This window comes from Mycobacterium sp. 2YAF39 (assembly GCF_052114565.1).
In the GTDB taxonomy this organism is placed as follows: domain Bacteria; phylum Actinomycetota; class Actinomycetes; order Mycobacteriales; family Mycobacteriaceae; genus Mycobacterium.
Genome location: NZ_JBFREZ010000073.1, coordinates 1 through 358, shown reverse-complemented (window position 1 = coordinate 358; position 358 = coordinate 1). Strand labels below are relative to the sequence as shown.

General features: G+C 65.9%; 1 protein-coding gene. It reads right to left on the bottom strand.

The genetic code is table 11. The features are described from left to right. Window positions 1-358 (bottom strand): hypothetical protein (locus AB4Z42_RS28520; protein WP_442012601.1); only part of this gene is annotated, 358 nt, incomplete at both ends.

Below are 358 nucleotides of genomic sequence, written 5' to 3'. Positions count from 1 at the left end.
GCCGTTGAAATGCGAGAGCGTGCCGTCGCCGTGCCGGAACAGGCGCACCATGGGCAGCATGCGGTCGATGGCGTGGAGCAGGGATTCCGGCGTATCGACTTCGCGGCTCGCGAACATCTGGCGCAAGGGAAGCAGATCGAACAGCAGATCGACGATCACGCGCGGATTGCGGCTGGCATGGCCGCCATCGGCAAGGATCTGGCGCTCCAACTCGCGGCCGAGAAGGCGGCTTGCGCGTCTTAAATTGCGGTCCAGGCCCTCGCAGCATAGGCCCGCATAGCAGAGCGCGATGGCCGCCATGAGCTGCTGGTGAGGCATCGCGCCGGAGCGCAGATGCCGCTCCAGTTCGCGCACATGC